Genomic DNA, 982 nt, shown 5'->3' on the forward strand with positions numbered 1-982 from the left:
CAGTACGGCGGCGCGGGCGCCGACGCGCTCGCCACCGTCATCGTGATCGAGGAGGTGGCCCGCGTCTGCGCGTCCTCCTCGCTCATCCCCGCCGTGAACAAGCTCGGCTCCCTCCCGGTGATCCTCTCCGGTTCCGAGGCGCTGAAGAAGCAGTACCTGACCCCGCTCGCCCAGGGCGACGGCATGTTCTCGTACTGCCTCTCCGAGCCGGACGCCGGCTCGGACGCGGCCGGCATGAAGACCAGGGCGGTCCGCGACGGCGACACCTACGTCCTGAACGGCGTCAAGCGCTGGATCACCAACGCCGGCGAGTCCGAGTACTACACCGTCATGGCCGTCACCGACCCCACCAAGCGCTCCAAGGGCATCTCCGCCTTCGTCGTCGAGAAGTCCGACGAGGGCGTCTCCTTCGGCGCCCCGGAGAAGAAGCTCGGCATCAAGGGTTCGCCCACCCGCGAGGTCTACCTCGACCACGTCCGCATCCCCGCCGACCGGATGATCGGCGAGGAGGGCACCGGCTTCGCCACCGCGATGCAGACCCTGGACCACACCCGCATCACCATCGCCGCCCAGGCCCTCGGCATCGCCCAGGGCGCCCTCGACTACGCCAAGGGCTACGTCAAGGAGCGCAAGCAGTTCGGCCGGCCGATCGCCGACTTCCAGGGCGTGCAGTTCATGCTCGCCGACATGGCCATGAAGATCGAGGCCGCCCGCCAGCTGACCTACGCGGCCGCCGCCACGTCCGAGCGCGTCGCCGCCGGAGGCGGAGAGGGGGGCCTGACCTTCCAGGGCGCCGCCGCCAAGTGCTTCGCCTCCGACGTGGCCATGGAGGTCACCACGGACGCCGTCCAGCTCCTCGGCGGCTACGGCTACACCCGGGACTACCCGGTCGAGCGCATGATGCGCGACGCGAAGATCACGCAGATCTACGAGGGCACGAACCAGGTCCAGCGGATCGTGATGGCGCGCAACCTGCCGTGAC

At 69.7% G+C, this 982-nt stretch carries 1 protein-coding gene; it reads left to right on the forward strand.

The features are described from left to right. On the forward strand, positions 1 to 981 hold a 981-nt coding region (locus tag JL475_RS39150), incomplete at its 5' end, for an acyl-CoA dehydrogenase family protein (RefSeq protein ID WP_202282950.1). Position 982 lies beyond the last annotated feature (1 nt).

Origin of the sequence: Streptomyces sp. M2CJ-2 (genome assembly GCF_016757295.1) — a bacterium.
Taxonomy (GTDB): Bacteria; Actinomycetota; Actinomycetes; order Streptomycetales; family Streptomycetaceae; genus Streptomyces.